At 60.9% G+C, this 22,810-nt stretch carries 17 protein-coding genes; 5 read left to right on the top strand and 12 right to left on the bottom strand.

Annotated features, from left to right (window positions below; genetic code table 11):
- Positions 1 to 29: 29 nt before the first annotated feature.
- On the bottom strand, positions 30 to 3,614 hold the full coding sequence (gene nifJ / locus ACQZAB_RS12930; protein ID WP_428390165.1) for a pyruvate:ferredoxin (flavodoxin) oxidoreductase: 3,585 nt from the start codon (positions 3,612 to 3,614) through the stop codon (positions 30 to 32).
- Positions 3,615 to 3,939: 325 nt separating this feature from the next.
- Positions 3,940 to 4,488 (bottom strand): YSC84-related protein, encoded by a 549-nt coding sequence (locus ACQZAB_RS12925; protein ID WP_428389936.1) that lies wholly within the window; start codon positions 4,486 to 4,488, stop codon positions 3,940 to 3,942.
- A gap of 99 nt (positions 4,489 to 4,587) precedes the next feature.
- Between ACQZAB_RS12925 and ACQZAB_RS12920 the strand changes: the two genes are divergently transcribed.
- Positions 4,588 to 5,745: a YcjF family protein gene (locus tag ACQZAB_RS12920; RefSeq protein ID WP_428389935.1), complete on the top strand. Its 1,158-nt coding sequence runs from the start codon at positions 4,588 to 4,590 to the stop codon at positions 5,743 to 5,745.
- Positions 5,746 to 5,748: 3 nt separating this feature from the next.
- Here ACQZAB_RS12920 and ACQZAB_RS12915 read toward each other — a convergent pair whose 3' ends face one another.
- Together ACQZAB_RS12915 and ACQZAB_RS12910 are read right to left on the bottom strand one after the other, a co-directional pair.
- Positions 5,749 to 6,603: an alpha/beta hydrolase gene (locus ACQZAB_RS12915; RefSeq protein ID WP_428389934.1), complete on the bottom strand. Its 855-nt coding sequence runs from the start codon at positions 6,601 to 6,603 to the stop codon at positions 5,749 to 5,751.
- A gap of 257 nt (positions 6,604 to 6,860) precedes the next feature.
- Positions 6,861 to 7,625: a PEP-CTERM sorting domain-containing protein gene (locus ACQZAB_RS12910; protein ID WP_428389933.1), complete on the bottom strand. Its 765-nt coding sequence runs from the start codon at positions 7,623 to 7,625 to the stop codon at positions 6,861 to 6,863.
- A gap of 312 nt (positions 7,626 to 7,937) precedes the next feature.
- Between ACQZAB_RS12910 and ACQZAB_RS12905 the strand changes: the two genes are divergently transcribed.
- The gene (locus tag ACQZAB_RS12905; RefSeq protein ID WP_428389932.1) at positions 7,938 to 8,264 is read left to right on the top strand and encodes a response regulator transcription factor; all 327 of its coding nucleotides are present in this window, start codon (positions 7,938 to 7,940) and stop codon (positions 8,262 to 8,264) included.
- A gap of 72 nt (positions 8,265 to 8,336) precedes the next feature.
- Here the strand turns inward: ACQZAB_RS12905 and ACQZAB_RS12900 are convergent, their stop codons facing one another.
- The 6 genes from ACQZAB_RS12900 to ACQZAB_RS12875 all read right to left on the bottom strand — a co-directional run bounded on the left by ACQZAB_RS12900 (position 8,337) and on the right by ACQZAB_RS12875 (position 16,654).
- On the bottom strand, positions 8,337 to 9,020 hold the full coding sequence (locus ACQZAB_RS12900) for a hypothetical protein (protein ID WP_428389931.1): 684 nt from the start codon (positions 9,018 to 9,020) through the stop codon (positions 8,337 to 8,339).
- 989 nt (positions 9,021 to 10,009) lie between these two features.
- Complete coding sequence (locus ACQZAB_RS12895; RefSeq protein ID WP_428389930.1) at positions 10,010 to 10,786, bottom strand: hypothetical protein; 777 nt, start codon at positions 10,784 to 10,786, stop codon at positions 10,010 to 10,012.
- Between the two features lie 253 nt (positions 10,787 to 11,039).
- A complete protein-coding gene (locus ACQZAB_RS12890; protein ID WP_428389929.1) occupies positions 11,040 to 12,662 on the bottom strand; it encodes a YfcC family protein in 1,623 nt (540 codons plus the stop codon).
- Positions 12,659 to 13,924 (bottom strand): M20/M25/M40 family metallo-hydrolase, encoded by a 1,266-nt coding sequence (locus ACQZAB_RS12885; RefSeq protein ID WP_428389928.1) that lies wholly within the window; start codon positions 13,922 to 13,924, stop codon positions 12,659 to 12,661. The genes ACQZAB_RS12890 and ACQZAB_RS12885 overlap by 4 nt, the downstream gene beginning before the upstream one ends.
- A 13-nt stretch (positions 13,925 to 13,937) precedes the next feature.
- Complete coding sequence (locus tag ACQZAB_RS12880; RefSeq protein ID WP_428389927.1) at positions 13,938 to 15,344, bottom strand: Type 1 glutamine amidotransferase-like domain-containing protein; 1,407 nt, start codon at positions 15,342 to 15,344, stop codon at positions 13,938 to 13,940.
- A 101-nt stretch (positions 15,345 to 15,445) separates the two neighbouring features.
- Positions 15,446 to 16,654: a hypothetical protein gene (locus ACQZAB_RS12875; RefSeq protein ID WP_428389926.1), complete on the bottom strand. Its 1,209-nt coding sequence runs from the start codon at positions 16,652 to 16,654 to the stop codon at positions 15,446 to 15,448.
- A gap of 546 nt (positions 16,655 to 17,200) precedes the next feature.
- On the opposite strand from ACQZAB_RS12875, the gene ACQZAB_RS12870 reads away from it, so the two are divergent.
- The 3 genes from ACQZAB_RS12870 to ACQZAB_RS12860 all read left to right on the top strand — a co-directional run bounded on the left by ACQZAB_RS12870 (position 17,201) and on the right by ACQZAB_RS12860 (position 20,838).
- Positions 17,201 to 18,433 carry a cyanophycinase gene (locus ACQZAB_RS12870; RefSeq protein WP_428389925.1) on the top strand — a complete coding sequence of 411 codons (1,233 nt, stop codon included), beginning with the start codon at positions 17,201 to 17,203 and terminating at the stop codon, positions 18,431 to 18,433.
- Positions 18,434 to 18,508: 75 nt separating this feature from the next.
- Entirely contained in the window at positions 18,509 to 19,504 is a 996-nt protein-coding gene (locus tag ACQZAB_RS12865; RefSeq protein ID WP_428389924.1) for a prepilin-type N-terminal cleavage/methylation domain-containing protein, read from the top strand.
- A 23-nt stretch (positions 19,505 to 19,527) separates the two neighbouring features.
- Entirely contained in the window at positions 19,528 to 20,838 is a 1,311-nt protein-coding gene (locus ACQZAB_RS12860) for a M20/M25/M40 family metallo-hydrolase (protein ID WP_428389923.1), read from the top strand.
- 244 nt (positions 20,839 to 21,082) lie between these two features.
- Here the strand turns inward: ACQZAB_RS12860 and ACQZAB_RS12855 are convergent, their stop codons facing one another.
- Both ACQZAB_RS12855 and ACQZAB_RS12850 read right to left on the bottom strand, forming a co-directional pair.
- Positions 21,083 to 21,445, bottom strand: a complete 363-nt coding sequence (locus ACQZAB_RS12855) for a hypothetical protein (RefSeq protein ID WP_428389922.1) — start codon at positions 21,443 to 21,445, stop codon at positions 21,083 to 21,085.
- Positions 21,446 to 21,505: 60 nt separating this feature from the next.
- Positions 21,506 to 22,665, bottom strand: a protein-coding gene (locus ACQZAB_RS12850; protein ID WP_428389921.1) for an IS3 family transposase whose coding sequence is annotated in 2 segments (ribosomal slippage) — positions 21,506 to 22,401 and positions 22,401 to 22,665 — 1,161 coding nt in all. Because the reading frame shifts where the segments join, the coding sequence is not laid out codon by codon here.
- Between the last annotated feature and the right edge of the window lie 145 nt (positions 22,666 to 22,810).

Genomic DNA, 22,810 nt, shown 5'->3' with positions numbered 1-22,810 from the left:
GGGCCCTTCGGAGTCATCCAACCGCCAACTTACTCAGCCGCCACAGGCGTCGCCGCCTCCGCCAGCTTCTGTAATGTCAGCCGCCGCTGCTCCACATGAGCCTGCGTCGCCGCCACCATCGCCTCATAACGAGCCGGATCGCTCTTCTGCACCACCCGGAATCGCGTCTCGCTCGCCATGTACTCAGCCACCGTCGTCTTCAGCTTCGGAGAGTCCAGCTGCAAAGGCGACTTGCCCTGCTCCGCCAGCCTCGGATCGAACCGGTATAGCGGCCAAACACCCGAACTCACCGCCAGCTTCTGATGATTCAGACCATCCTTCAGGTCATACCCATGCGCGATGCAGTGAGCATAAGCAATCACCAGCGACGGCCCGTCATACGACTCCGCCTCCTGCAGCACCTTCACCGCATGGTTGTCATTCGCACCCAGCGAGATTGAACCCACATACGCATGCCCATAGCTCATCGCGATCGTGCCAAGATCCTTCTTGCCGAGCATCTTGCCCGTCGTCGCAAACTTCGCCGAAGCACCCAAAGGCGTCGCCTTCGATGCCTGACCACCCGTATTCGAGTAGACCTCCGTATCCAGAACCAGAATGTTGATATTCCGGTCCTGAGCCAGCACGTGATCCAGACCGCCAAAGCCGATGTCATAAGCCCAGCCATCACCGCCGATGATCCACACCGAACGATCAACCAGATTCACCAGCACCGACGCCAGCCGCCTAGCCTCAGCCGTGTCCAGCTCCAGCAGCCGATGCCGCATCGCATCCAAGGCCTCTCGTTGATCTGGAATCGAAGCCCCCGCCTCACGAATCGCAGTCAGATCAACATCCGGCATCTGCTCCGCCAGTTGACTGGCCAGAGCCTTCGCCTCATTCGCATGGACCTCATGCCCGAGACGCAGCCCGAAGCCATACTCCGCGTTGTCCTCAAACAGCGAGTTCGACCACGCAGGACCACGGCCACACGCATCCGTTGTGTAAGGCGTCGTCGGCAGGTTCCCACCGAAGATCGACGAACAACCCGTCGCATTCGCCACCATCAGACGATCACCAAACAGCTGCGTCAGCACCTTGATGTAAGGCGTCTCGCCACAACCCGCACACGCCCCGCTGAACTCGAACAACGGCTCGAGCAACTGCGTTCCCTTGGCATCAAGACGCACAATCTTCTCGCGGGGGGTATCCGGCAGACCCAGGAAGTAACTGAACCGCTCACGCTGACCATCCAGATCCTCCGACCGAGGCGTCATGTCCAGAGCCTTGTGATCCGGATTCGCTTTGTCCGTCGCCGGGCACACCGCCACGCACAACTCACAACCCGTGCAATCATCGGGAGCCACCGACAGCGTGTACTTCAGACCCTTGAAGTCCTTCCCACCCTTGGCCTCCACCACACGGAAGCCCTCGGGAGCATCATCCGCATCGCCGTTGTGCACGAGCTTCGCACGAATCGCCGCATGCGGGCACACCAGCGCACACTTGTTGCACTGAATACAAAGATCCGCGTCCCAAGTCGGTGTCTCCGCGGCGATCCCACGTTTCTCCCACTGCGCCGTCCCCGTCGGCCAGGTGCCGTCCACCGGGAAAGCAGACACCGGCAGCTGATCGCCCTCACCGGCCAGAATCTTCGCCGTGATCCGCTGCACAAACTCCGGCGCACTGCCCGAAACCACAGGCGGCAGCTCATAACCCTCATGGTCAGAACCCGCTTCCGGGATCAGCACCTCGTGCAGATTCGCCACCGCCGCGTCCACCGCAGCAAAGTTCTTCTCAACAACCTCGCGACCCTTGCGCGAATAGGTCGTCTCGATAGCGTGCTTGATCCGCTCAATCGCCTCTTCCCGAGGCAGCACGCCCGAGATCGCAAAGAAACACGTCTGCATAATCGTGTTGATCCGCTGACCCATCCCAGAATCTCGCGCCACCGATAGAGCATCGATCACATAGAACTTCAGATGCTTCTCGCGAATCGTCTTCTGAACCGAAGCCGGCAGGTGATCCCAAACCTCATTCGCCGTGTAAGGAGAGTTCAGCAGGAACACGCCCCGCTCCCGAACAGTCGCCAGAACATCCACACGATCTAGGAAGATCTGCTGATGACAACCCACAAAGTCCGACTCCGTGACGAGATACGGACTACGAATCGGATCAGGCCCAAACCGCAGGTGTGACACCGTCATCGCGCCCGACTTCTTCGAGTCATAAACGAAGTAACCCTGCGCGTAGTTGTCCGTCTCCTGACCGATGATCTTGATCGTGTTCTTGTTCGCCCCCACCGTGCCATCGGCACCCAGGCCGTAGAACACCGCCCGGAACACATCATCCGTCTCAACCGTAAAACCATCATCCCAGGGCAGCGAAGTCCGCGTGACATCATCAAAGATGCCCACCGTGAAACCATGCCGCGGCCGTCGCTCACGAAGATGATCGAACACCGCCTTCGCCATCCCAGGCGTGAACTCCTTTGACGACAACCCGTACCGGCCACCGACCACCTCAGGACGACGCTCGAGCTTGCCCTCGCGATCCGCCTGATCCAGGGCCGCCACCACGTCCAGATAAAGCGGGTCCCCAAGAGCACCCGGCTCCTTGGTCCGATCCAGCACAGCGATCCGCTTCACGCTCGCCGGCAACGCCGCCAGGAAGTGCTGACCACTCCACGGCCGATACAGCCGAACATTGAGCACGCCAACCTTCCGCCCAAGCCCATTCAGCTTCTTCGCCGTCTCCTCAAGCGTCTCACGCGCCGACCCCATCACCACGACCACTTCTTCAGCGTCCGCAGCACCCGCATACTCAAACAGCCGATAGTCGCGACCCGTCTCGTCGCCCAGCCGCACCAGCAACCGCTCGACGATCTCGGACACCGCCTCGTGATAAAGGTTCGCCGCCTCACGGCACTGGAAGAACACATCCGGATTCTGCGCCGTCCCGCGAATCGCCGGGCTGTCAGGATCAAGCCGGCGCTGCCGGAAACTCAGGATCGATGCCTCATTCACCAACGCCCGAAGCGTCTCGTCAGGCAGCAACTCGATCTTCGCAATCTCATGCGACGTCCGGAACCCATCCATGAAATGGATAAAGGGAATCCGACTGTCAAGCGTCGCAGCATGCGCGATCGCCGCCATGTCATGCGCTTCCTGCACCGAAGAAGAAGCCAGCATCGCGAAGCCCGTCTGCCGACAGGCCATCACGTCCGAGTGATCCCCGAAAATCGACAACGCATGCGTCGCCACCGTCCGCGCTGCGACATGCATCACAAACGGCTGCAGCTCACCCGCAATCTTGTACATGTTCGGGATCATCAGCAGCAGACCCTGCGACGCCGTATACGTCGTCGCCAGCGTCCCGGCCTGCAGAGCACCATGACACGCGCCCGCCGCTCCCGCCTCCGACTGCATCTCAACCACCTGAGGCACCGCCCCCCACAGATTGGTCTGGCCCCGACTCGACCACTCCTCCGCAAACTCGCCCATCGGCGACGAAGGCGTGATCGGATAGATCACCGACAACTCCGTCAGCTTGTGAGCAATCGCCGCCACCGCTTCGTTCCCGTCGAGCGTCTTACGAACCACCTCGCGCTTCCGCGGCAAAGCCGTCCCCGGCATATCGACGCTGGCTGATGGATGTGCAGACTGGATCATGATGGTCTCCTGATAGATCGCAGGCCAGCCCAGGCACAAGGAAGGGCTGGACGCAGAGCTCACGAGAGTCGGAGCCCTGCTATCTTCGACTATAGCAGATCATCGGATCAGGTGGTATCTTATTTGAGCCGAACCGGCTGGCGAATCTGGTCATCCCGGCAAGCTGGGTAAGCCAAATGCCCCCGCAGAGCCCCGGAACACCCCCAAAACCCCTTCTTTGAGCCATCAAAAGCGGCCGAATCCGCACGGATCCGGCCGCTTCGGGTTCAAAATGACGCAAAAACCGCGATCAGTCGATCGGCCGAACATTGAAATTCTGGAGCCCAACCATCGCCTCAAGCACCAGACCGACGTTTTCGTTCGAAATCACCGCCGAGTTCTTGTAGAAATCCGCATCCACGCTCGCCCCGGCGTTGCCCGCGACCGCCGCCGCCTGAGCATTCAGACCGAACTTGCCGTTGAGAAAGAGCTCCAACGCCTCGTCCGTATCGAAGAAAATCACCAGCTTGTACGTCATCCCGCCGATGCCGAAGCCGATGTTACCCTGGCCGAGCGTCGTCAACGCGACGGGCCGACCGCTGTCGTAGACCACGCCCTCACCCCGAGCACCGCCGAATCCCAGGCCGACGCCCTTGGTGACACCCGGGAAAATCACGTAGCCGCGTGCATCGTCAAAACGGGAAGCCAGCGAGAGGTCCTCGGCGATCATCTCGTCCTTCGCCTCGTCAGCGAGCGCTGTCAGCGAATCAATCTTCGCGTCCGTGGCCGGCGGAGCGGCGCAACCCGTAAAAGTAACCAATGAAGCCAGAAGGATGAGAGAAGCAAGCAGGCGTGTCATATCCAATTCTCCAGAAATAGGTGGCGTGTCACCGGCCATCGCATGAAACCCACGCGCTCACAACGAGACACGCAAGGCGTGCTACTGTAACCCGATGGCATGACGGTGACGTTCAAAATGGTCGAAATCGTCCCGTTCCGCCGTTTGGAAAAACCGACGGGTTCTTTCTGCAACACCAAAGACCGATACCCGGAGACCGCTGATATGGCCCTCGCCGATGACCGCCGGACCGCGATCCTGACGCTGACCGTGCTCGCCGCCTTTGCCGATGGCCGTAAGTCCGATGAGGAACGTGCCCAGGTCAAGGCCGTGGCCGAGAACCTGAGCGCCGACGCCGGTGAGCTGCCGAAGATCATGCAGGACGTCCTGCTTGGCAAGGTCGATCTGGCGACCACCGCGGCTCAGCTTCAGGAGCCGGCCGAGAAGTCGCTGGCCTACGAGATGGCCGTGGTGGTCTGTGACGCCGACGGCAAGACCAACGAGGCGGAAGCCACCTTCCTGGCCGAACTACGCCGGGCGCTCGGGCTCGATGTCTCCGAAACCGACGAAGTGCTCTATCAGGCCGAAGAGGTGGCCGAAGTCGAGCCCGATGCCGGCGTCGATCCCGCGGATCCGCTGACAGGCGCGGCAGCGGCAGGGGGGCTGGCCGGGACCTTTGATCCGGCGACCGACCCGCTGGCCGACACCACGCCGATCCCGGCTGGGGACGGCCCGTCCGATGACCAGCTGGCCAGGCAGGCGATCGACAAAGAGGTCGATGCGATGATCCTGAAGTACGCCATCCTCAACGGCGCGCTCGAGCTGCTGCCGCAGAACCTGGCAACGCTCGCGATCCTCCCGCTCCAGACCAAGATGGTCTACCGGATCGGTCAGCGGTACGGGCACAGCCTCGACCGTCGGTCGATCGGCGAGTTCATCGCGACCCTGGGCATGGGCGCGACCTCGCAGATGCTGGAGAACGTCGCGAGAAAATTCCTCGGCAAGTGGGCCAAGAAGATCGGTGGCGGGATGGCCAAGAAGGCCACGTCCGCTGCGACCGGTGCGGCCTTTAGCTTCGGCAGCACCTACGGCATCGGGCAGACCGCCAAACTGTACTACGCTTCGGGCCGGAAGCTGAGCCTGACCGACCTCAAGAGCAAGTGCGCCGAACTGGTCGGGCAGGGGCAGTCGATGTATGCGGAGTACCGCCCGCAGGTCGAGCAGCAGGCGACCCAGGTCGATACTCAGCAGATCCTCGCAATGGTCCGTGGCGGGTAGCCGCTACTCTTCGGCGGCTTCGAGCTCACGGATGAACTTGAGCATCATCGGGAACGAGGGCGGGACCATCTCGCCATGGTTGTGGCCGTCGAGTTCGAGCAGCTGGGTGTTGGGGTGGCCGACGAGCTGCATCATGCGCCAGAAGTAGGCGGTTTCCTCGTAGCGTCCGAGCAGTTCGAGCTCACGGCCGCCGGTGATGAGCAGCATGGGCGGGGCGTCGGCCCGGACGTGGTAGAGCGGGGCGAGGTCGTCGATGATCGCCTGGGTTCCGGGGATGCCGCGTTCCTTGCGGGGCGTGAAGTGCGTGATCGTGTGGCCGCTGAGGGGCATGAGTCCAGCGATGCGATCGGCGTCGATACCGTGTTCGGCGAGCCAGCGTTTGTCGAGCCCGATCATGGAGGCCAGGTACCCTCCGGCCGAGTGCCCGCTGACGTAGATCCGATCCGGGTCGCCGCCGTACGCCTCGATGTTCTCAAACACCCAGGCCACGGCCGCCGCGGCGTCTTCGATATAGGCAGGTGCCTGAACCCTGGGATGCAGCCGGTAGCTCGGCGCGACCACGGCGACCTGCTTGCCCTTGAGCTCGCCCGGGATGAATCGCTCGCCGCCCTGGAGTCCCCCGCCATGGAACCAGACGATGGTCGCGAAGAACTCATCGGTCTGCTCGGGCAGGTAGATATCCAGGAGGCAGCGCTCGCGCATGTACTCCGTTGTCTCCGGCCCCGTGCGGTAGGGGATGGCGTTTGTGGTCTTGCTCGCTACCTCTGACAGTCGTGTTGAGTTCGACTGTCCGGTAGCTACGAGGCCGAAGGCTGCTAAAGAGAGTGATGCGGCGAGCATCAGGTGCCAATGTTTCATAAAAGCCCTGTCGACTTGGTTTTGTGAGGATTCGGCAGCCTCATTCCAGATGAATCAAGAGTTACCTTAACGCGCAGGTACAGCCAGAGTCCTGTTGAAGGTACCGTCGTACGCGTGTGACTGTTCTCAGTATTTGTGCACAGGATCACGCCAGCAGACTCGCGATGGGGTATCTACTAGTATTGCGTCTATGGCGTGGTTTGGTGTGATCCGACGCGAGCGTTCCTCGCGCTGGTTCGCGAGGAACGCTCGGGGTTCTATCTGCGACGGAGAATCGTGCCAACGCCTAGTAGCAGCAGTGAAAGGGTGGCGGGTTCGGGGGTGATAACGAAGGCCAGGTCGAGTGAGGAGCCGTCGGTCGGGTCGATCAGCTCGTTCCACTGGCCGGCGTACCAGTAGGCTGCGTCGTCGTTCCAGGGATTCAGCGTGGTCTTCCAGCCCAGTTGTGTGTTTGTCTCGGCGACGCCGACGTGGAGACCGAGCCAGTAGATGGTGCCCTTCTTCTGGACATAAGGCTCGGTGATGAGCGGTATGTTGACCTGGTAGTACAGGTCGTGATCGGATCTATTCCAGACCGGCTGGGAGAAGCTCGGGGCGAGCCAGCCCTGATTACCCTGGCCGGCCGTTCGGATCACGAACTCATCGGGCAGGAAACGTCGGTACCAGAGACGGTTCGCTTCGTCGTACATCACCGAATCGGGGTGGCTGTAGGTGATCAACGGATTCGGGTCGGCACCTGCGGGCACGTCGGCATGCAGGCTGACATCGATCCAGGTGATCTGGCCGACCTGATCGCCCTGCCAGGAGGCCCAGAAGTGCACGTCGTGGATCGGTCCGGTCGCGCTGCATTCGAAATCTTCGTAGACCGTGTCGGTGGTGATGTCGACGTCCCAGCCGTTAGCATCGGGCAGTTGGGCGTGGTGCATCTTGTGGCCCATCTCGGGGATCCAGTCGGCCTGGACGCGGTCAGTGACAGACCAGGTAGCCAGGGCGGCGGTCAGCAGTAGTGCGGTGCGTTTCATGGATGCCTCCTTGGTGACGCTGAGCGCGTCATCGTTGTGTGATCCAGTGAGGACCGGCTCTCTTCTCCAAGACCTGTGATGGCTGCGAAAAGTTGATCCACCAGGCGTCTGGAGTGCTTCCTCGGCTGGATGCTTCAGATTAGATACGTGTGTGGGATCAACCAGTCGGCTATTGAGCCGTCGGGGGTTCTGGCTAAGGCTCAACCCTTGATGGGCCCTGCGTGTTTGCCTTAGCCGAATCCCCCAATCGAAGCTCGTTGGTAGTCGGGTTAGTGTGGTTTGTTAGATTCGTCAGGCATGGAGGGTCCGGGCTTGCCTTGGTCAGCCAATGAATTGATTTCGGAAGAGAATTGGGCCGCGCTACGGGCGAGGTTGCAGCTGTCCGAGCGGGAGGTGCAGATTGCTCAAGCCGTGCTGGAGGATCGGAAGGAGTTGGCGATCGCGATGGACCTGGGCATCTCGCCACACACGGTGCACACGCATCTGGAGCGTCTGTACCGGAAGCTGGGCGTCGACAGCCGACTGGGTCTGGCCGTGCGGCTGATGCGTTGTCAGAACGAGCTCATCGCCGAACCGGGCAGTGCGCTCAAGCCCGTGTGTGCCAGGCACGCGGAGGGGCGGTGTCCGGTCAGGGACTGAGCACTAGTCTGAGAATGAGACCTGTTTACCGGGGTCTGCTGCGGCTCAGATCTTGACTAACAGCGCACTGACCTAGACGCTTGTAACTTGCCGGGCTTCTGTTCTTCTTGCGAGTAATACGAGCGTTGTGAGTGCGAGCACTCCCGATGAGGGCTCCGGGATCGGCGTGTAGTCGATGATGAGGCGGGGACGGACCGGGTTGCGTTGGGAGCCGACGCTGTTGCCGGAGCCGGCGAACTCGACGCTGGTGATGGAGGGCTCAGCGGCGGTCAGGCGCAGGGCGAACTTGCCGCTGGGGTCGAGCAGGTTGCTGGCGGCAAGGGCGACATCGAGCGAGACGGTACCTGAGCCCTGAACAGAAGGCAGGGTGCCCTGTGGGGTGTGTGATTGGGCAGCCACCGTGGCTCCGCCCAGGCTGAAGGGACCGAGGAGGCTTTCGAGTTCGATGGCTGCCGAGCCAGGGGTGACTCTGAGGATTGTGTAGGCGAAGTCGATGCTGTTGATGGTGGCGTCGGCGGGGAGCATACTGGCGGTATCGAAGAGCAGCAGGGCGTTGCGGCCGAACGGCCCGGTTTCGAAGTCGGTGCTTTCGATGTTGAAGGTGGCGAGGCCGCCGGCTCCGAAGCCGCTGCCGTTGACGGTGTAGTTGCCGGTGGCATCGGCGGAGACGGTGATGATGTCGGCCTGGCTGGAGGCGGCTGTCATTGAGACAGCCAGAGACAGGATGAGCCCGGTGATCGCGGATGGCTTGCGCATGCTTTCTGCCCATCGATGGCTGGTTGCAGGGATAGGCGTGACCGTACTGGGGCAGCTTTCAAGGGTCAAGGAAAATGAGATGATTGGATGCGGGGTGTGAAAATGGGCGGTACTGGACTCGAACCAGTAGTTGTAAGTCATGGTTTAGACATACGCTTAACATCGCATCAGTGTGATGACGTTGCGAAATCCCATGCAGAACAGCCGTGCATAGAGCAGCAGGAGGATCTCAGGCGGGTAGTGGACGCTTGGCTGAAGCTGCCTGAGGGTGTGCGGAAGGCGGTCCTAGTGATGGTTGAGGCTGGGCTGGAGAGGGAGGGTTAGAGGCGATGTTCTAACGTGCTGCTCAAGAGGCACCACACGTTCAATGAAGGATTCACCCAGAGCCCCCATACCGGGGAGGGGGCAGGTATTGACTGTATGTATGGCCCAGCCTTTGAGTTCCGGGGTTAAGAACTTCTGTGACTGCACAGAACGACCAATGCTCACAGCGGACAGGAGATCATTCATAGTCCTCTTCCAATTCTGATCCTGAGCTTTAAGTGGATCAGGTTGAGGGCGGCAGGTCACTTCGGCCTGCGAGAGGACGCTGGCTGCTGTATTCCACAGATCATCACGCTGGATACGCGCTACCAAAGGGATGCTATCGATCGCAACCCGATCTGGGACTCTACGTCTTCGGGGATGACTCAGCGGCCGTCGGTGGTTGATGATCCGAATCGCTTTCGTGTCGGCCCGGTGAGGCGGGAGACGAACTGACACAGATCCACCTGGTCGCGCATAACGATCAGAGCGAGGTGCTCACAAGGCAGACGCTGTTTCTGTCTGATTTACAGGAGTAGGCAACGGCTGAGAGAGGGTGAGGGCAGATGCGCTCTTGGCAGCTGCTTGATGAGCTTTGATCTGATGATCCATCCGGCCTTTGGCAGACGCCCGTAGGGGGCGTCTGCCTTAAGCTAGATGGCATGTGATGTAGCTACAGAAGGTTGTTAGCGCGTCGATGAGCGACGGCCGAGTAGCTTGGCGGCGCCGAGTGCGAGCAGGGCGGCTGTCGCTGGTGTGGGCACGTTTTGAGCGCCCGGGGTGTCGAGCACGGCGCCGGCGAACTCACCGATCTGCCAGGCACCGCCGCCGGCCAGGCGGTAGATATGCGCGGGCGGGAAGGTGCCTGTCGGGCCGAGGGTGATGAACCCTTCGCCGGGGCCGTAGTTGATTTCTGAGCTGCCGAAATCGCCGAGGTTGTCGCCATCGAAAAGCGAGACCACATCGATGATGGAGGCCCATGGCTTGACGTCGAGGGTCGGCTCGGACAGTTCGTCGACGGCGTCGAGGTCATCGCCCAGAGCGCCGGTGAAACCGCTGACGAGCAGGTAGGTGACATTGTCGCCGTTCTCGAGAACAAGGTCATCGGTCGTGAGGTCGGTGGGGCCACTGGCGATGTATGGATCGAAGCCGGTTTCCTGGCCGAGCACATCGCTTGTCAGGAGGAACAGGCCGTTAGCACCGAGGCTCAGGCCGTCGAGCGAGACGACCGATTCGATGACGCCACTCTTGGAGTCGCTGGCGTCGTCGCCGATGACGACGAAGGTGAGCCCCTCGAGCGATTGACCGGGAGCGCCGAGCAGTTCGACGTACTCCTCGGTGTCGGCGCCTGGATCGTCGTGGCGGACTTCGTTGAGGACCAACGCCTGTGCGGCGGTGCCCGTGGTGAGTGTGGCGGCAAAGCCAGCGGTCCAAAGCAAGCGAGTCAGATCAGTTTGATGCATCGTTCTTCTCCTCTTCTGGATAAACAAGATGACTAAGGAACACAGGCCGGTGTGTTTCTAGGGTCCCGGGTTCGTAGGTCGATGACCGCCGAGCGTCGGGCTGACGCAGCGGCGATGGATCAATGGGCGGTCGGGCAGCCCGCGAAGCGGGTCCTTCTTGTTTGCCAAAGCAACAGCTTCAGTAACTACAAGGTACCTCGAATTGTGATAATCGCAAGCATTATATTTTCAGGCCTTGCCTATATTTACATGCTTACGTCAGCCAGGATGTCGGGCCTTGGGTGACGAGGATCAGGATGATGGCGGCGACGATGTGCAGGCCGATCACGAAGGGCAGGACCCAGCGGACCCAGACGGCCCAATCGACGCGGGCTGCTCCGAGCACGCCCATCAGGACGGCGGAGGTGGGGATGAGCGTGTTGCTAAGGCCATCGCCGAATTGGAAGGAGAGCACGCCGATTTGGCGCTCAACGCCGATCAGATCGCAGAGCGGAGCGACGATGGGCATGGTCATGGCCGCCTGGCCCGAACCCGAGGGCACGAAGAAGTTGACTACGGCTTGGACGAGCATGACCACGACCGGGGCGAGCCATCCGGGGAGGGTTTCGAGGGGATTGGCCAGGGCCTGCAGGATGGTGTCGAGTACCTGGCCCTGCTGGAGCACGATGACGACTCCCGCGGACAGGGCGATGATCAGGCAGGCTTCCACCATCATGGCGCTGCCATCGATAAACCGCTGGGCCATGGCTTTGGGGCTGAGGCCGGCGAAGATCCCGGCGAGCACCCCGCAGCCGACAAACAGGGCGGCCATCTCGTTGATGTACCAGCCCCAGGACGAGACGCCCCAGGCCGCACCAACCATTGAGCCGAGCGTCACCATCAGGACCAGTCCGTCTCTGGTCGTGAGCTCGCCGTGGTAGGACTGATCGGTCTGGGCTTTCTCGCGTCGCTGCTGGTCGAGCAGAGGGGTGGGCGAGCGGGAGGGGTCACGCCTGACGCGCTCGGCGTGCCAGAGAACAAAAGCGATACCCAGGCCGGTCATCATGAACCAGATGGTGACACGGAGTCCAAAGCCCGAGAGGTAGGGTAGTTCGGCGATGGACTGGCCGATGCCGAGGGTGAAGGGGTTCATAAAGGCCGAGGCAAAACCGATCTGTGATGCGAAGTAGCACATGGCTACGCCGGTGACGGTGTCGTAGCCGAGGCGGATGGCGAGAGGGATCGTGATGAGCACGAAAGCGATGGTGGACTCGCCCAGGCCGAAGACGGACCCGCCAAGGCTAAAAAGCCCGAAGCTGACCGGGATGACCAGCAGGCGCAGCCTTGCGGCTTCCAGGCCGAGGACGGCGTCACGGAGTCCGCGGTCGATCGCTCCGGTGCCGAGCATGATGCCAAAGCCCCCGCCGATTAAGAGCACGAAACCGATGATCTGGGCCTTGTCCTGAATGCCGAGAATCGGTGCGAGCAGGATTCGCCCCCCGATGGTCGGCAGTTCCGACAAGCTGGATTGTTCCTCGCTGGAGAGCCGCTCGTAGGACCCGGGAACGACGACGGTCCGGTTCCAGCCGTCGGTTCCTGAAAGCAGTACCTGTTGGCCGGTATAGGCAGAGAGGTCCTGAATCGGTTCGCGGGTCTGGCTGTCGATCGCCGTCCAAGCTTGATCGTTAGGAAGGCCGTTGGCTTGGGCTAGGTCAGCGGGTGAAGCCTCTGCCGAGGTGACCGTGACGGTATGGAGGGTCGGGAAGAATCGCTGCTCGCGCTCGAAGCTGCCACGCGGGACCACCATGCAGGCGACAGCGGCAAGGAGCAAGACGCCGGAGAGGATGACGAGCGCTGGCGGCATGGCCCATGCCTTGGCCGTTGCTGACTCGGTCATGCCGTGCCCCTGATGTCGGCGTTGGATGGCTCGACGACCTGACGCTGCGGGTCGGCAAAAGCGTGCGACTCGGTGTAGAGGTGCTGATGGCGATCGGCGTACTCGGACCACCTGGCTGCAAACGCAGGCAATTCCGACTGTCCGCCAAAAGGGGTTCGCGCCAACGCGATGCAGAGTTCAACGAGGTCACGAAAATCGGATAGGTCGATGTATTCGGGGGCGATCTGGCCGTCTTCGGTGACGTTGTGATAGTTGCCAAGGGGCAGGCAGAGGGCGCCTGCACGACCGAAGAAGGCCTCGAAGATGGTCGATTCGCAAGAACCACCGGGCATGAGCTGCCGCTGATAGCCAAAGTCTGGATCGCTTTGATCAAGCGTCGAGGCGACTCGGTTTTCCCAATCGGTCACAGCGGGATTGAAGGTGGTGCGTCGGTCGCCAACCCGCAGGACGACTCCCGTGCCGACAGCGACGTCGCCTCGCGCCATCGACATCTCCAGGCCGACGTGAAGCGGGGCATCCTTGGGGTTGGTGAAGTTGCGGCAGTAGTCGATCGCTCCAAAGAATCCCCCTTCTTCGGCGCGTGTGAGGAGGATTCCGAGATTGGTTTTTTCGTTGGCCGCGCTTAGGCGTTGGGCAACGATCAACAAGGCGGCGACGGCCGCCAGATCGTCGATGGCTCGGGCGTAGATGATGCCGTCGCGAACCCGGGGTTCGTCGAGCCGCCACATGCCGATGGAGCCCGGAGCGACCTCGCCTTCGATCTCGATCTCGACCAGGCTGGGGTTATCCAGTTCATTGCTGTCGATAAGGTTTCTGACATAGCCATCCACGGTGACCCCGCCTAAGCGGGCCGAGGTATCGGGGTTCGACCAGTCGCCCGGTAGACGGGTGATGGCCTGCCCGGAGGTCCAGAAACGCACGGGCTGATCGATCATGGCTTCGCCTGGCACCCGCCCCATCCACTGGGCCAGCAGTCGTCCGGGCGACGGGGTTTCGAGAGCCCAGAAACCGGGGTGGTCCATGTGAGCGGTCAGTATCAGCTCGGGTTGTGTGTCGGGTGTTGGCGTGATGAGCAGGTTGCCGACGTGGTCGGCTCGGGCATCCCATCCGATGTCGCAGGCCGTATCGCAGGCGATGGTCGCGACGTTCTGTTCGTGAAAAGGGCTGGTCGGCTGGGCAAGGATTTCCTTCAGCAAGTCGATCTCAAAGGGCGCTGGATGCTTACCCCGGGTTCGTAAAGATGTGCCTTCTAACTGTGTCATCGTGGGTCAGCCTTCAGGTAGATGGGCCGGCGTGCTGGCGGCGGAACGAAGCAAGAGTGATCAGCAGCAGGCTGGAGCAGGCGGGTTCGGGGACCCCTGCACTGAATCCAAAGTCTGTGGCAAGCAATGAAAGGTCGATCAGATCGATGGTGCCGGAGCCATCGAAGTCGCCATCACCCCAGCTCAGTGTGCCGTCGACCTCGGGCGATTCGTTGGTCTGGCCGAAGTTGCTGGCGAGCACCGAGAGATCGACGAGATCAACATTCCCATCCAGATCGGAGTCGCCGATGCTGGAGCCGAGAACGATCTTGACGAGGAATTCGAGGTCGGCCAGATCGACCGTTCCATCGAGATTGATGTCGGCCGCGGGGTCGGATGGGTCGTCTAGCAGCAGATCGATGTCGGCGATGTTGACACGGGTGTCGAGATTGAGATCGCCCAGGTTTCCAAGGTCGACGAGTTGGCCGTTTTGGTAGGCGGACCAGGATCGGGTGGCGGTGGTCGGGCCGACCGGCGACCAGGACGGGAGCCGGAACGCGCCGTTGGTCGTGAGGGTGTAGGACTCGATCGGCCCGAGGTTCAGGGCCTGCCCCTGCGGGAGGTTGATGTCGGGGGCGTAGACGCTGAGCAACGTCGCGGACCTGGCGGAGGGCCCGTGGTAAGTCGCGTAACCCGTGGCGTCGATGGTAAGGGCCGTGCCTTCGTCGACGCCAATGCCGTGAGCTGTTTCGGCGTTGGTATCCGAGAGGATGCGCGCCACAAAGGCTGCGAGCCGGCCCTCGCGATTGCGTTGGCTGAAATGCGAATCGGTTACGAGATCGTCGAGGTAGGGGATGGTCAAAAAGTCGTGCCGGAGGGTGACATTGCGGTGGAACGGGTCTGAGAGTGCCTCGGTCGAGCTCACCGACCTTCGCTGAGCGACGTAAGCGGTGGATCCCAGGATGGCCAGGCCGGCACTGGTGCCGCCAATCGGGGCGCCGTCGGCTGCTTTGGCGTTGAGAATGGCTTCGATGGGAGAATCTCGCCAGTAATCGTCGTAGCGCGACTGATCACCGCCGGCGATAAAGATCGCATCGGCCTTCTGCAGGCGATCGATCGCGAAGCTGTTGAAGGCATCGCTCCGGGATTCAAAAACGAGCGTTTCAACGGAGTCTGGTTGGGTGCCGGGTAGATCGCTATAGAGATAGTCGTTGTAACCATCTGACCCCGAAGCGCGTATGACAACAACGTCGCCACCGTTGGCCCGGTTGAGAAACCAAGTCATCGCGGAATCGACATCGCCACCGCCGCCTGCCAGTAGCAGGCCGGGCTCGGGGATGGCGTTGCTGTCGCCGGACGAGCCCGTGAGGTAGTACTCGATCGCCAGGGCCGGTGAACCGAGGGAAACGAAAGCCAGGATGGAAAAAGCAAGGCTTCTCATCGGCGTACCTAGCTGGCTGCTACCTCTGATCGGCGGGAAAGACGTCGCGCCCGATCAGGGGCGCGGCGTCTGATGCGGAAGCACTCATGGCCTACTTTTCTTTAGCGACGCTTAATCATGGCCAACCCAGCGAGCGCAAGGATGGCGAGGCTGCCGGGCTCGGGCGCTGCGGCACTGGTGCCGAAGTTGGTTGCTAGCAACGAGAGGTCGATCAGATCGACGACGTCATCGCTGTTGAAGTTGCCCTCGCCCCAGCCGCCGGTCGAACCGAAGCTGGTAGCCAGAGCGGAGAGATCGATGAGGTCGACTTCGAAGTCCAGGTTGGCGTCGCCGGGGACGGTCCCGATCAGGGCGAGGATCTCGGCGAGGTCGCCGGCGTCAACACCGTTGAGGCCGTCGAGGTCGAAGGTGCTGTCGGACGAGCCGGCGCGGATCGCAGCGGTCAGCAAATCGATGTCCGCGGCGTCCACGACGGTATCTGCGTTGAAATCGCCGGGCGTGCTGGTGGCACCATTGCCGGTAACCGACATCGAGAAGTTGTCGAACTTGAGGCTGGCTTCGGGGCCCGCGGAGTTCCTATCCACGGCGAAACCGAAGAAGTCGCCGGCCGGGATCACGCCACCTTCGAGAACCGAAACAAGCGTGCCGGTTTCGGTACCAAAACCCGGGTTGTCGGTTTCGAACAATGAATAATCGAGTTCCATCACGGGCACGCCGAGGTTCTCGGGGTTGCTATCCGTGATGGCTGCGGTGACCGAAAGCGTGAAAGTCGTGTAATTCAGGGGCCGGGTGTTAAACACGGTCCAGAAGTCGGAGACGATCTGACGCGGATTCGGCGAGATCGCGGGACGGTTCTCCAGCACCATCTCCGGGGTGCCGAAGGACGGCAGGTTGAAGCCCGAGGGCTCGGAGATAAATGCGAGGAAGGCGTCGGGGTCGTTCTGCGTGTCAGCGATGCCACCAAAGAGGACGAACCCGATGCGTGTCGTCGAGACGGTGTCGTCGAGCATGTCGAAATCCATGGACATGGTGACGGTCGTGCCAAGGACAGGGTTGAGGCCGGCGACCTCGACGGTGGAGTAGGAGCGGAACCCGGTGGTCATGTCTACATCGAAGGTGCCATCGGTGTTGTTGACGAAGAACGGATAATCGGAGCTGTCGGTGAACGGGGTCAGGTCGAAGCCGTCGCCGCCGGCATCTGAAAAGGTCTCGGTGAACGGCAGGGTGTTGGCGGCCATGGCCGTCTGGGCCGCTGACAGGCCGGATGCCAAGAGCGCGGCGGTGAGCAGGGTGCTGGTTGGGTTCTTCATGGGTCAATCCCTCCTTTGAGTGGGTTCATTCAAATCGGAGCAGGCCAAGCGGGGTCGCGGTTCATTCCAAGATCACAGCCCATTACGAAGACCGCATCTGGCCAGATTCGGTCGAGGCGTGGAGACGCAGCCCGAAGGCACGACGTATTCGCGATGGAGTGGGGTGGTCGCCCGAAGAACACGGGGTCTTGTACAAGGGCAAGTTTGTCCTCAGAACGCACTTGTGTCAATGATTCTCTGGCCGAAATTGGCCAGAACCGGTCGATTCACCGCCTATAAACCCAAAAAGCATTGACCATTACCCATGCAGGCAGTAGATTTGACTTTGCTTGGGAAGCACGAACCAAGACGTCGGCGGAGCCGATGACCCGAACAAGAAGGCTCTCTCACCAGAGCCGGATAGCCCTGTGGTAGGCCTGTGGTTCACGCTGGCTGGCGACCACAAACCCTTATTCGAAATTCGAGGGATGCCCGTTGGTAGCCATGGGCTCCGCGTGGTCTGTTTGCTTCCAAGATCTCAGAACCGTCTCTGAGGAGCACGACCCTATGCTTGTGAAGACTCTCATAGCCAGCCTTAGCCACGGATACCTGACCATGCTGGTCATAGCCGTTGGTTTGCTTGCCGCGGGTGCTCATGCCGATGCGTTTCCCGATCGCGGCCGTCTCGTCATCGTTGGCGGCGCGCTCAAGCCCGAACATCCTACGATCTACCAAGCCTTCCTTAAAGAGGTCCCGCCTGAGTCCCGTGTCGCGGTGATCCCCCTGGCCAGTGGGGTGCCCGAGCGATCGGGTCCGCTGACCGTGCAGGACATCCAGGCCTATGCCGATCAGCCGGAGATGATCTACGACACCGGCTTGCGTCATGACCAACCCGAAAGGGTTCAGACGCCTGAGGTCGCCAGCGAACTCGCGGGCTGCTCGGCCCTCTGGTTCACGGGTGGCGATCAGATCCGGATCCTCCGTGCCATGCGCCCGCAGCAGGGCGATACGGATAGCTACCGCTCGGTTCTGCAGGTGCTCGAGGCCGGCGGGACGGTGGGGGGAACATCCGCTGGCGCTGCGATGATGAGCAGATGGATGATCACCGGCGGCAGCAGTTCCGAGGCCATGCTCCTCGGCGCAAACGAAGGATATGACGTGCCCGGCGTCGGCTACGTCCAGGGGATGGCGCTCTTCGGCTACGGCCTTATCGACCAGCATTTTCTCAGGCGCGGACGCACCGGTCGTCTCCTGAACGCGATGCATCAACTCGACTATCGCTTTGGCTTTGGTGTCAGCGAGAACAGCGCGATGGTCGTTGATCTCGAAAATGATCGAGCCGAAATCATCGGCACACACGGCCTGACCATGTTCGACCTCGGAGCCGTCCAGCGGCAGGGGCATGCCTGGTCCAACGTACGCCTGAGCATCCTGAGCCAGGGCGACAGCATCCAACTCAACACCGGCGAGAGACAGGTTGCCTCGGGTCGCAGCGAACGCCAGCAAGCGCAGGTGGTTGCTTCCAAGCACCTTGCGGACTCGGACATGTGGGACCGCTACACGGTGCTCAGCATGGTGCAGGCACTGGCAGAAGACCGTGGGCGTGTGGTCATAGCCAGAGATGACAACTTTACCTACCGCATGACCGCCGATGAAACCACGCGTTTCTTTGAAGCCGGTATCGGCGAGGATCACACCCTGACCTCGTTGGACGTCCGTCTTGATATCGAACCCATGCCAGATATTGAATACCGCATCGCTCAGCGGCGTGCCGAAATCGAACGCGATACCGCTGAGTGATGGCCTTGAGCCTGCGTCAACAGCAGACCTAACCGGCTCGTTGATTCCAGCGAGCCACAGTCGGAGACTCTCGCGATGAAACGACAGACAACCCAGACTACGCTCTATGCGGTCATGCGCGGCTTCACGCTCATCGAGCTGCTTGTTGTGATCTCGATCATCGCCCTGCTGATAGGCATCCTGCTGCCGGCCCTCGGTAGCGCCAGAGAGACCGCTCGAACCCTCATCTGCACCAGTAATGTGCGGTCGATGATTCAGGCTTCGGTGATCATCGCCGAGGACGAACAGCACCGAATCATGTTCCCGAATGCGGACACCATTCAGGGTGACAATATCTCCCACCTGTTTCCGCTCTACATCGAGAGCAAGATGGATTTCATCGACGGCATCTTTGGTAACACCTTTGATGCCGCCATCTGCCCGAGCACACAGAACATCATCCACACCGATCCGAACCAGCCCTTCACCCGTTCAGATGGCCGTACCGGACCGTTTGTAGCTTCTACCCCGGTTGTGGGGCGATCCGGCCTGAACTATCTGCCGTTGCGTGATCTCTATACCAACGCTCACGAAGGTGCTGACGACGAAACCGGCGGTCACAGCTACGACATCCATGCCTGGGCAGAGTTTGGCAAGTACCGCACCGGCACCGTGAACGAGGTTGCCATGACAGATAACGACTACTACACGCCCTGGAATAGCGGCGACTCTGTCTCCGGCGCTCGCTTGAAGACGGACATCTGGGTGCGCCAGACTTCAAATGTAGCCATCATTGCCGAGAACGACGCCGCCGGGCGGTATGGCATGGCCGATGAGGATCAAATCGCCTTAGGCGGCAATGCCAAGAAGATCGATAACCACGCAGGCCGCGGTCAGAACTTCGGCTTCATGGACGGCCACGTGTCTTTTGTCAGTGGCGATCGCGAGCAGGTCGAGGTGCTTCTCGACGCGATGGTTGATTTTCTGTCCCCCTCGGCCGGCGGCAGGGCACGCGCGGGCCTCAGCCACGTCGGCATCACAGCGACCAACATCATCTCGAACGGCGTCTCCATACGGGAGTATGACTACTAAGCCATCGCATATGATGTCGCGTCATGGACCGACACAAGCTGAACCAGTTGCGGACCCAGGACTTCAGCACGCATAAGCGCGCTACGTCTCCGAGTCAGCGGCTCAGGCAGCGTTTTCACCCGCCAACCAGATGGCTTCGGTTCGCCCAGGAACTCTTAAGGCTACCGACAGCCCCGTTTCACGAGCAGAACGTGATGCTGTGGGTCTGGCAGTTTGCCAAGAACCGCGGACTCCCTGTTCGCATCGATGATGCAGGCAATGTCATCGTCGAATTCATCCCCGACGAGCCGGCCGGTGAACAAAAACGCCTCATGTTCACGGCGCACATGGACCACATCGGTTTCTGGGCCGTCCAGCACACCTCACACAACCTGCTGCGTGCGCACTGGATGGGCCGGTATCCCGAGGACCTGTTTGTCGGGTCACGCGTTGTCTTCTGGACAGGCGGCAAACCCCTGGATCAGATCGAACCCGGGCTGACCCAGGCGAACAGCGTCTCGGGTCAGCTGCGGATTGGTGGCAAGCGCGTCTCCGCTGTCGTCGAGCGCGTCGTCAGCTTCAACGAAGCCGGCGACGTCGCGGAAGTCGACCTGAAAACCGATGAACGCGTCGAGCCCGGATCGATCGGCATGTGGGACCTCGGCGAGCCCATCACCTTCAACGGCCGCATGAGCGCGACCGCTGTGGACGATCTCGCAGGCGTCGCAGCGCTGGTCTGCCTGATGGACAGCCTCAATCGCGAGAACCTCCAACGGCCTGTGACCTGCTTGTTCACGCGCTGCGAGGAAGGCGGCTTCTTCGGCGCGATCCGCTACTGCCGTGAGAACTTCGACGACCGGATAGAAGAACAAACCACCGGCCACCGGCTGGTCAGCGTCGAGACGAGCAAGGCGCTACCCCTCGCACCGTTAGGATCGGGCCCGATCGTGCGCGTCGGCGACCGATCGAGCGTCTTCCATCCCGGCATCGTCGCATGGGCTCAGCAGTGCGCCGAGGAACTCGCCAAGGCCAACAACGACTTCAGCTATCAACGCAGGCTGATGGATGGCGGCACCTGCGAATCCAGCGTCTTCCAGGCCTGGACCGGCAAAGCCGGAGCGGTCTGCATCCCCCTCGACAACTATCACAACTACAGCCGTGAAACCGACCGCATGGAGCAGGAGGTCGTCGACGTCAGCGACTGGGGCAACCTTGTCCGTCTGATGATCGCGATGACCGAAAAGATCGAACAGATGGGCGACACCGACGACGAATTCCGCGAATGGTGCATCGACTGGGAAAACAAGCACCGAGCCATGTACAACCAATCCGACCAGCCGGGCCCGATCGGGTGAGCACAAATCCATGCCGTGGTTCATGAATGCTCTGGTCGATAGAGATTATGCACCCATCAGCGACACGAACGACAGACGTCCGATCCTCGAATGATAGATTCAACCAACGATTCCAAGCTGGATGGTGGCCCCGTATATCTCGGCAAGACATCGGATGGGGCGCTAGAAGCGGTTGTGCGCAGAGTACGGCCATGACTATGCGGTTGAGATGCTTCTGGCTCTACGAAGGCTTGAGATAGTCGGCCTACTTAATCCCCAAGTTACGCAAACGGTAGCGTAACATGCCGGCTTTCATGCCAACATGCTTAGCTGCGCCATTCTCGCCTTCGATAATGCCCTTGGTAGACCTTAGGATCCAAGTGCTATGGATGCGCTGCATATCATCGATAGACAGTGTGGGGCTGAGTTCGGGGTAGGCTTCGGAAGCAATAGGATCGCCGCTTGGGTTGGTGCCATGAGCGATATCGCAGGCTGCTAAGTAACAGGCAAATAGAGATTGCAGGAAGTCGCGATATCGCTGAAGGATAGCGAGGGATTCACGATTGAAAAGGCCTTGGCGTTTGCCCAACGCATAGAGGGCGGCATTCTGCTGCGAGGGCACGTTCATGGGGCTAAGCGGCTCTCGATGGGGGTGACCTGCCCCCGGGTTGTGTGCCAGTTGTAACCCTTACTTCTGACTGATCTCTGTGTGCTCCAGAGCTGTCCGTAGCGTAGCGGAGGACGGCTCTGGATGGAAGGTTTCTGGTGCAGGCGGCCGGTAGCCTAGTGACGAATGCGGACGCACCCTGTTGTAATGAACCCGCCAACTTTCGATCAGCACCTTGGCCTCCTTGAGCGTGTCGAACCGCTCGCGAGCCAGCAGCTCGTCTCTCAACTTCCCGTTGAAGCTCTCGACGTAGCCGTTTTCCCAAGGCGATCCCGGCTCGATGAAGAGCGTCTTGACGCCCACCTTCGCTAACCATTCCCGAACACGCTTCGCGGTGAATTCGCTGCCGTTATCCGACCGGATGTGATCAGGAACACCTCGCGTGCTCATCAGCCAGGCCAGCCGTTCGAGCACATCGTCGTGCCGCAGCTTCCTGGCTACATCGATGCATAAACACTCCCGAGTGAACACGTCGAAAATCACTAGCATACGGATCAGCCGCCCGTCAGTTGTCCGGTCCTGCACGAAGTCATACGCCCAGATGTGGTCCTTGTGCGTCGGCCGCAGCCGTACGCACGAACCATCGTTGAGCCACAACCGACCACGTTTAGGCTGTCTTTTGGGCACCTTGAGGCCCTGCTGACGCCAGATTCGCTCCACACGCTTGTGATTCACAGACCAGCCTTCACGTCTGAGCAACGCCGTGATCCTGCGATAACCGTAACGGCCGAAGGATGCCGCCAGGTTGATGATTCGTCTGGTCAGCGGCTTCTCGTCGTCACGCTCGCTCGGCGCGTAACGCTGCGTTGAACGAGGCTGTTCCAGTGTCTTGCACGCCCGCCTCTCCGACACACCAAGACGGTCACGAATCGCCACGACCGCCTGACGCGTCCTCCGCGGGCTTAGAAGTTTCCCGAGGCGGCTTCCCGAAGGATCGCCTTATCCAACTCCGCATCCGCCAGCAGACGCTTGAGCCGGGCGTTCTCCTGCTCAAGCTCCTTGAACCGCTTGGCCTGGTCCGTCTTGAGCCCGCCGTACTCCCGACGCCACTTGTAGTACGTCTGTTCGTGAACCCCAAGCTGCTTGCAGACCGAAGCCACCGAGGCTCCCTGGCCCAGAAACACCTCCGCCTCACGAAGCTTGTTGACGATCTCCTCCGCCGAATGACGCTTGCGTCCCATGCCTGATCCTCCTTGATCCATGCCTCAGAACTAAGTCTAAGAAACGGACCGGTTTGAGGGGGGCAGGTCAAGTAGTTTTGCCAAAAAGTAGTGTCTCCCGACACTCAAAAAAAAGCCGTAGCGGATGCAGCAAACCCTCTGCATC

It is taken from the genome of Mucisphaera sp. (assembly GCF_965279675.1).
Classification (GTDB): Bacteria; Planctomycetota; Phycisphaerae; order Phycisphaerales; family Phycisphaeraceae; genus Mucisphaera.
The sequence above is the reverse complement of the archived record's forward strand: the minus strand, read 5'-3'. Positions and strand labels throughout refer to the sequence as shown.

Coding starts and splice junctions, on each gene's coding strand:
- nifJ (WP_428390165.1), bottom strand. CDS start 3,614: ATGCCGGGGACGGCTTTGCCGCGGAAGCGCGAGGTGGTTCGTAAGACG.
- ACQZAB_RS12925 (WP_428389936.1), bottom strand. CDS start 4,488: ATGACACGCCTGCTTGCTTCTCTCATCCTTCTGGCTTCATTGGTTACT.
- ACQZAB_RS12885 (WP_428389928.1), bottom strand. CDS start 13,924: ATGACACAGTTAGAAGGCACATCTTTACGAACCCGGGGTAAGCATCCA.
- ACQZAB_RS12890 (WP_428389929.1), bottom strand. CDS start 12,662: ATGACCGAGTCAGCAACGGCCAAGGCATGGGCCATGCCGCCAGCGCTC.
- ACQZAB_RS12865 (WP_428389924.1), top strand. CDS start 18,509: ATGAAACGACAGACAACCCAGACTACGCTCTATGCGGTCATGCGCGGC.
- ACQZAB_RS12855 (WP_428389922.1), bottom strand. CDS start 21,445: ATGAACGTGCCCTCGCAGCAGAATGCCGCCCTCTATGCGTTGGGCAAA.
- ACQZAB_RS12895 (WP_428389930.1), bottom strand. CDS start 10,786: ATGCATCAAACTGATCTGACTCGCTTGCTTTGGACCGCTGGCTTTGCC.
- ACQZAB_RS12860 (WP_428389923.1), top strand. CDS start 19,528: ATGGACCGACACAAGCTGAACCAGTTGCGGACCCAGGACTTCAGCACG.
- ACQZAB_RS12880 (WP_428389927.1), bottom strand. CDS start 15,344: ATGAGAAGCCTTGCTTTTTCCATCCTGGCTTTCGTTTCCCTCGGTTCA.
- ACQZAB_RS12875 (WP_428389926.1), bottom strand. CDS start 16,654: ATGAAGAACCCAACCAGCACCCTGCTCACCGCCGCGCTCTTGGCATCC.
- ACQZAB_RS12900 (WP_428389931.1), bottom strand. CDS start 9,020: ATGCGCAAGCCATCCGCGATCACCGGGCTCATCCTGTCTCTGGCTGTC.
- ACQZAB_RS12910 (WP_428389933.1), bottom strand. CDS start 7,625: ATGAAACGCACCGCACTACTGCTGACCGCCGCCCTGGCTACCTGGTCT.
- ACQZAB_RS12870 (WP_428389925.1), top strand. CDS start 17,201: ATGCTTGTGAAGACTCTCATAGCCAGCCTTAGCCACGGATACCTGACC.
- ACQZAB_RS12915 (WP_428389934.1), bottom strand. CDS start 6,603: ATGAAACATTGGCACCTGATGCTCGCCGCATCACTCTCTTTAGCAGCC.
- ACQZAB_RS12920 (WP_428389935.1), top strand. CDS start 4,588: ATGACGGTGACGTTCAAAATGGTCGAAATCGTCCCGTTCCGCCGTTTG.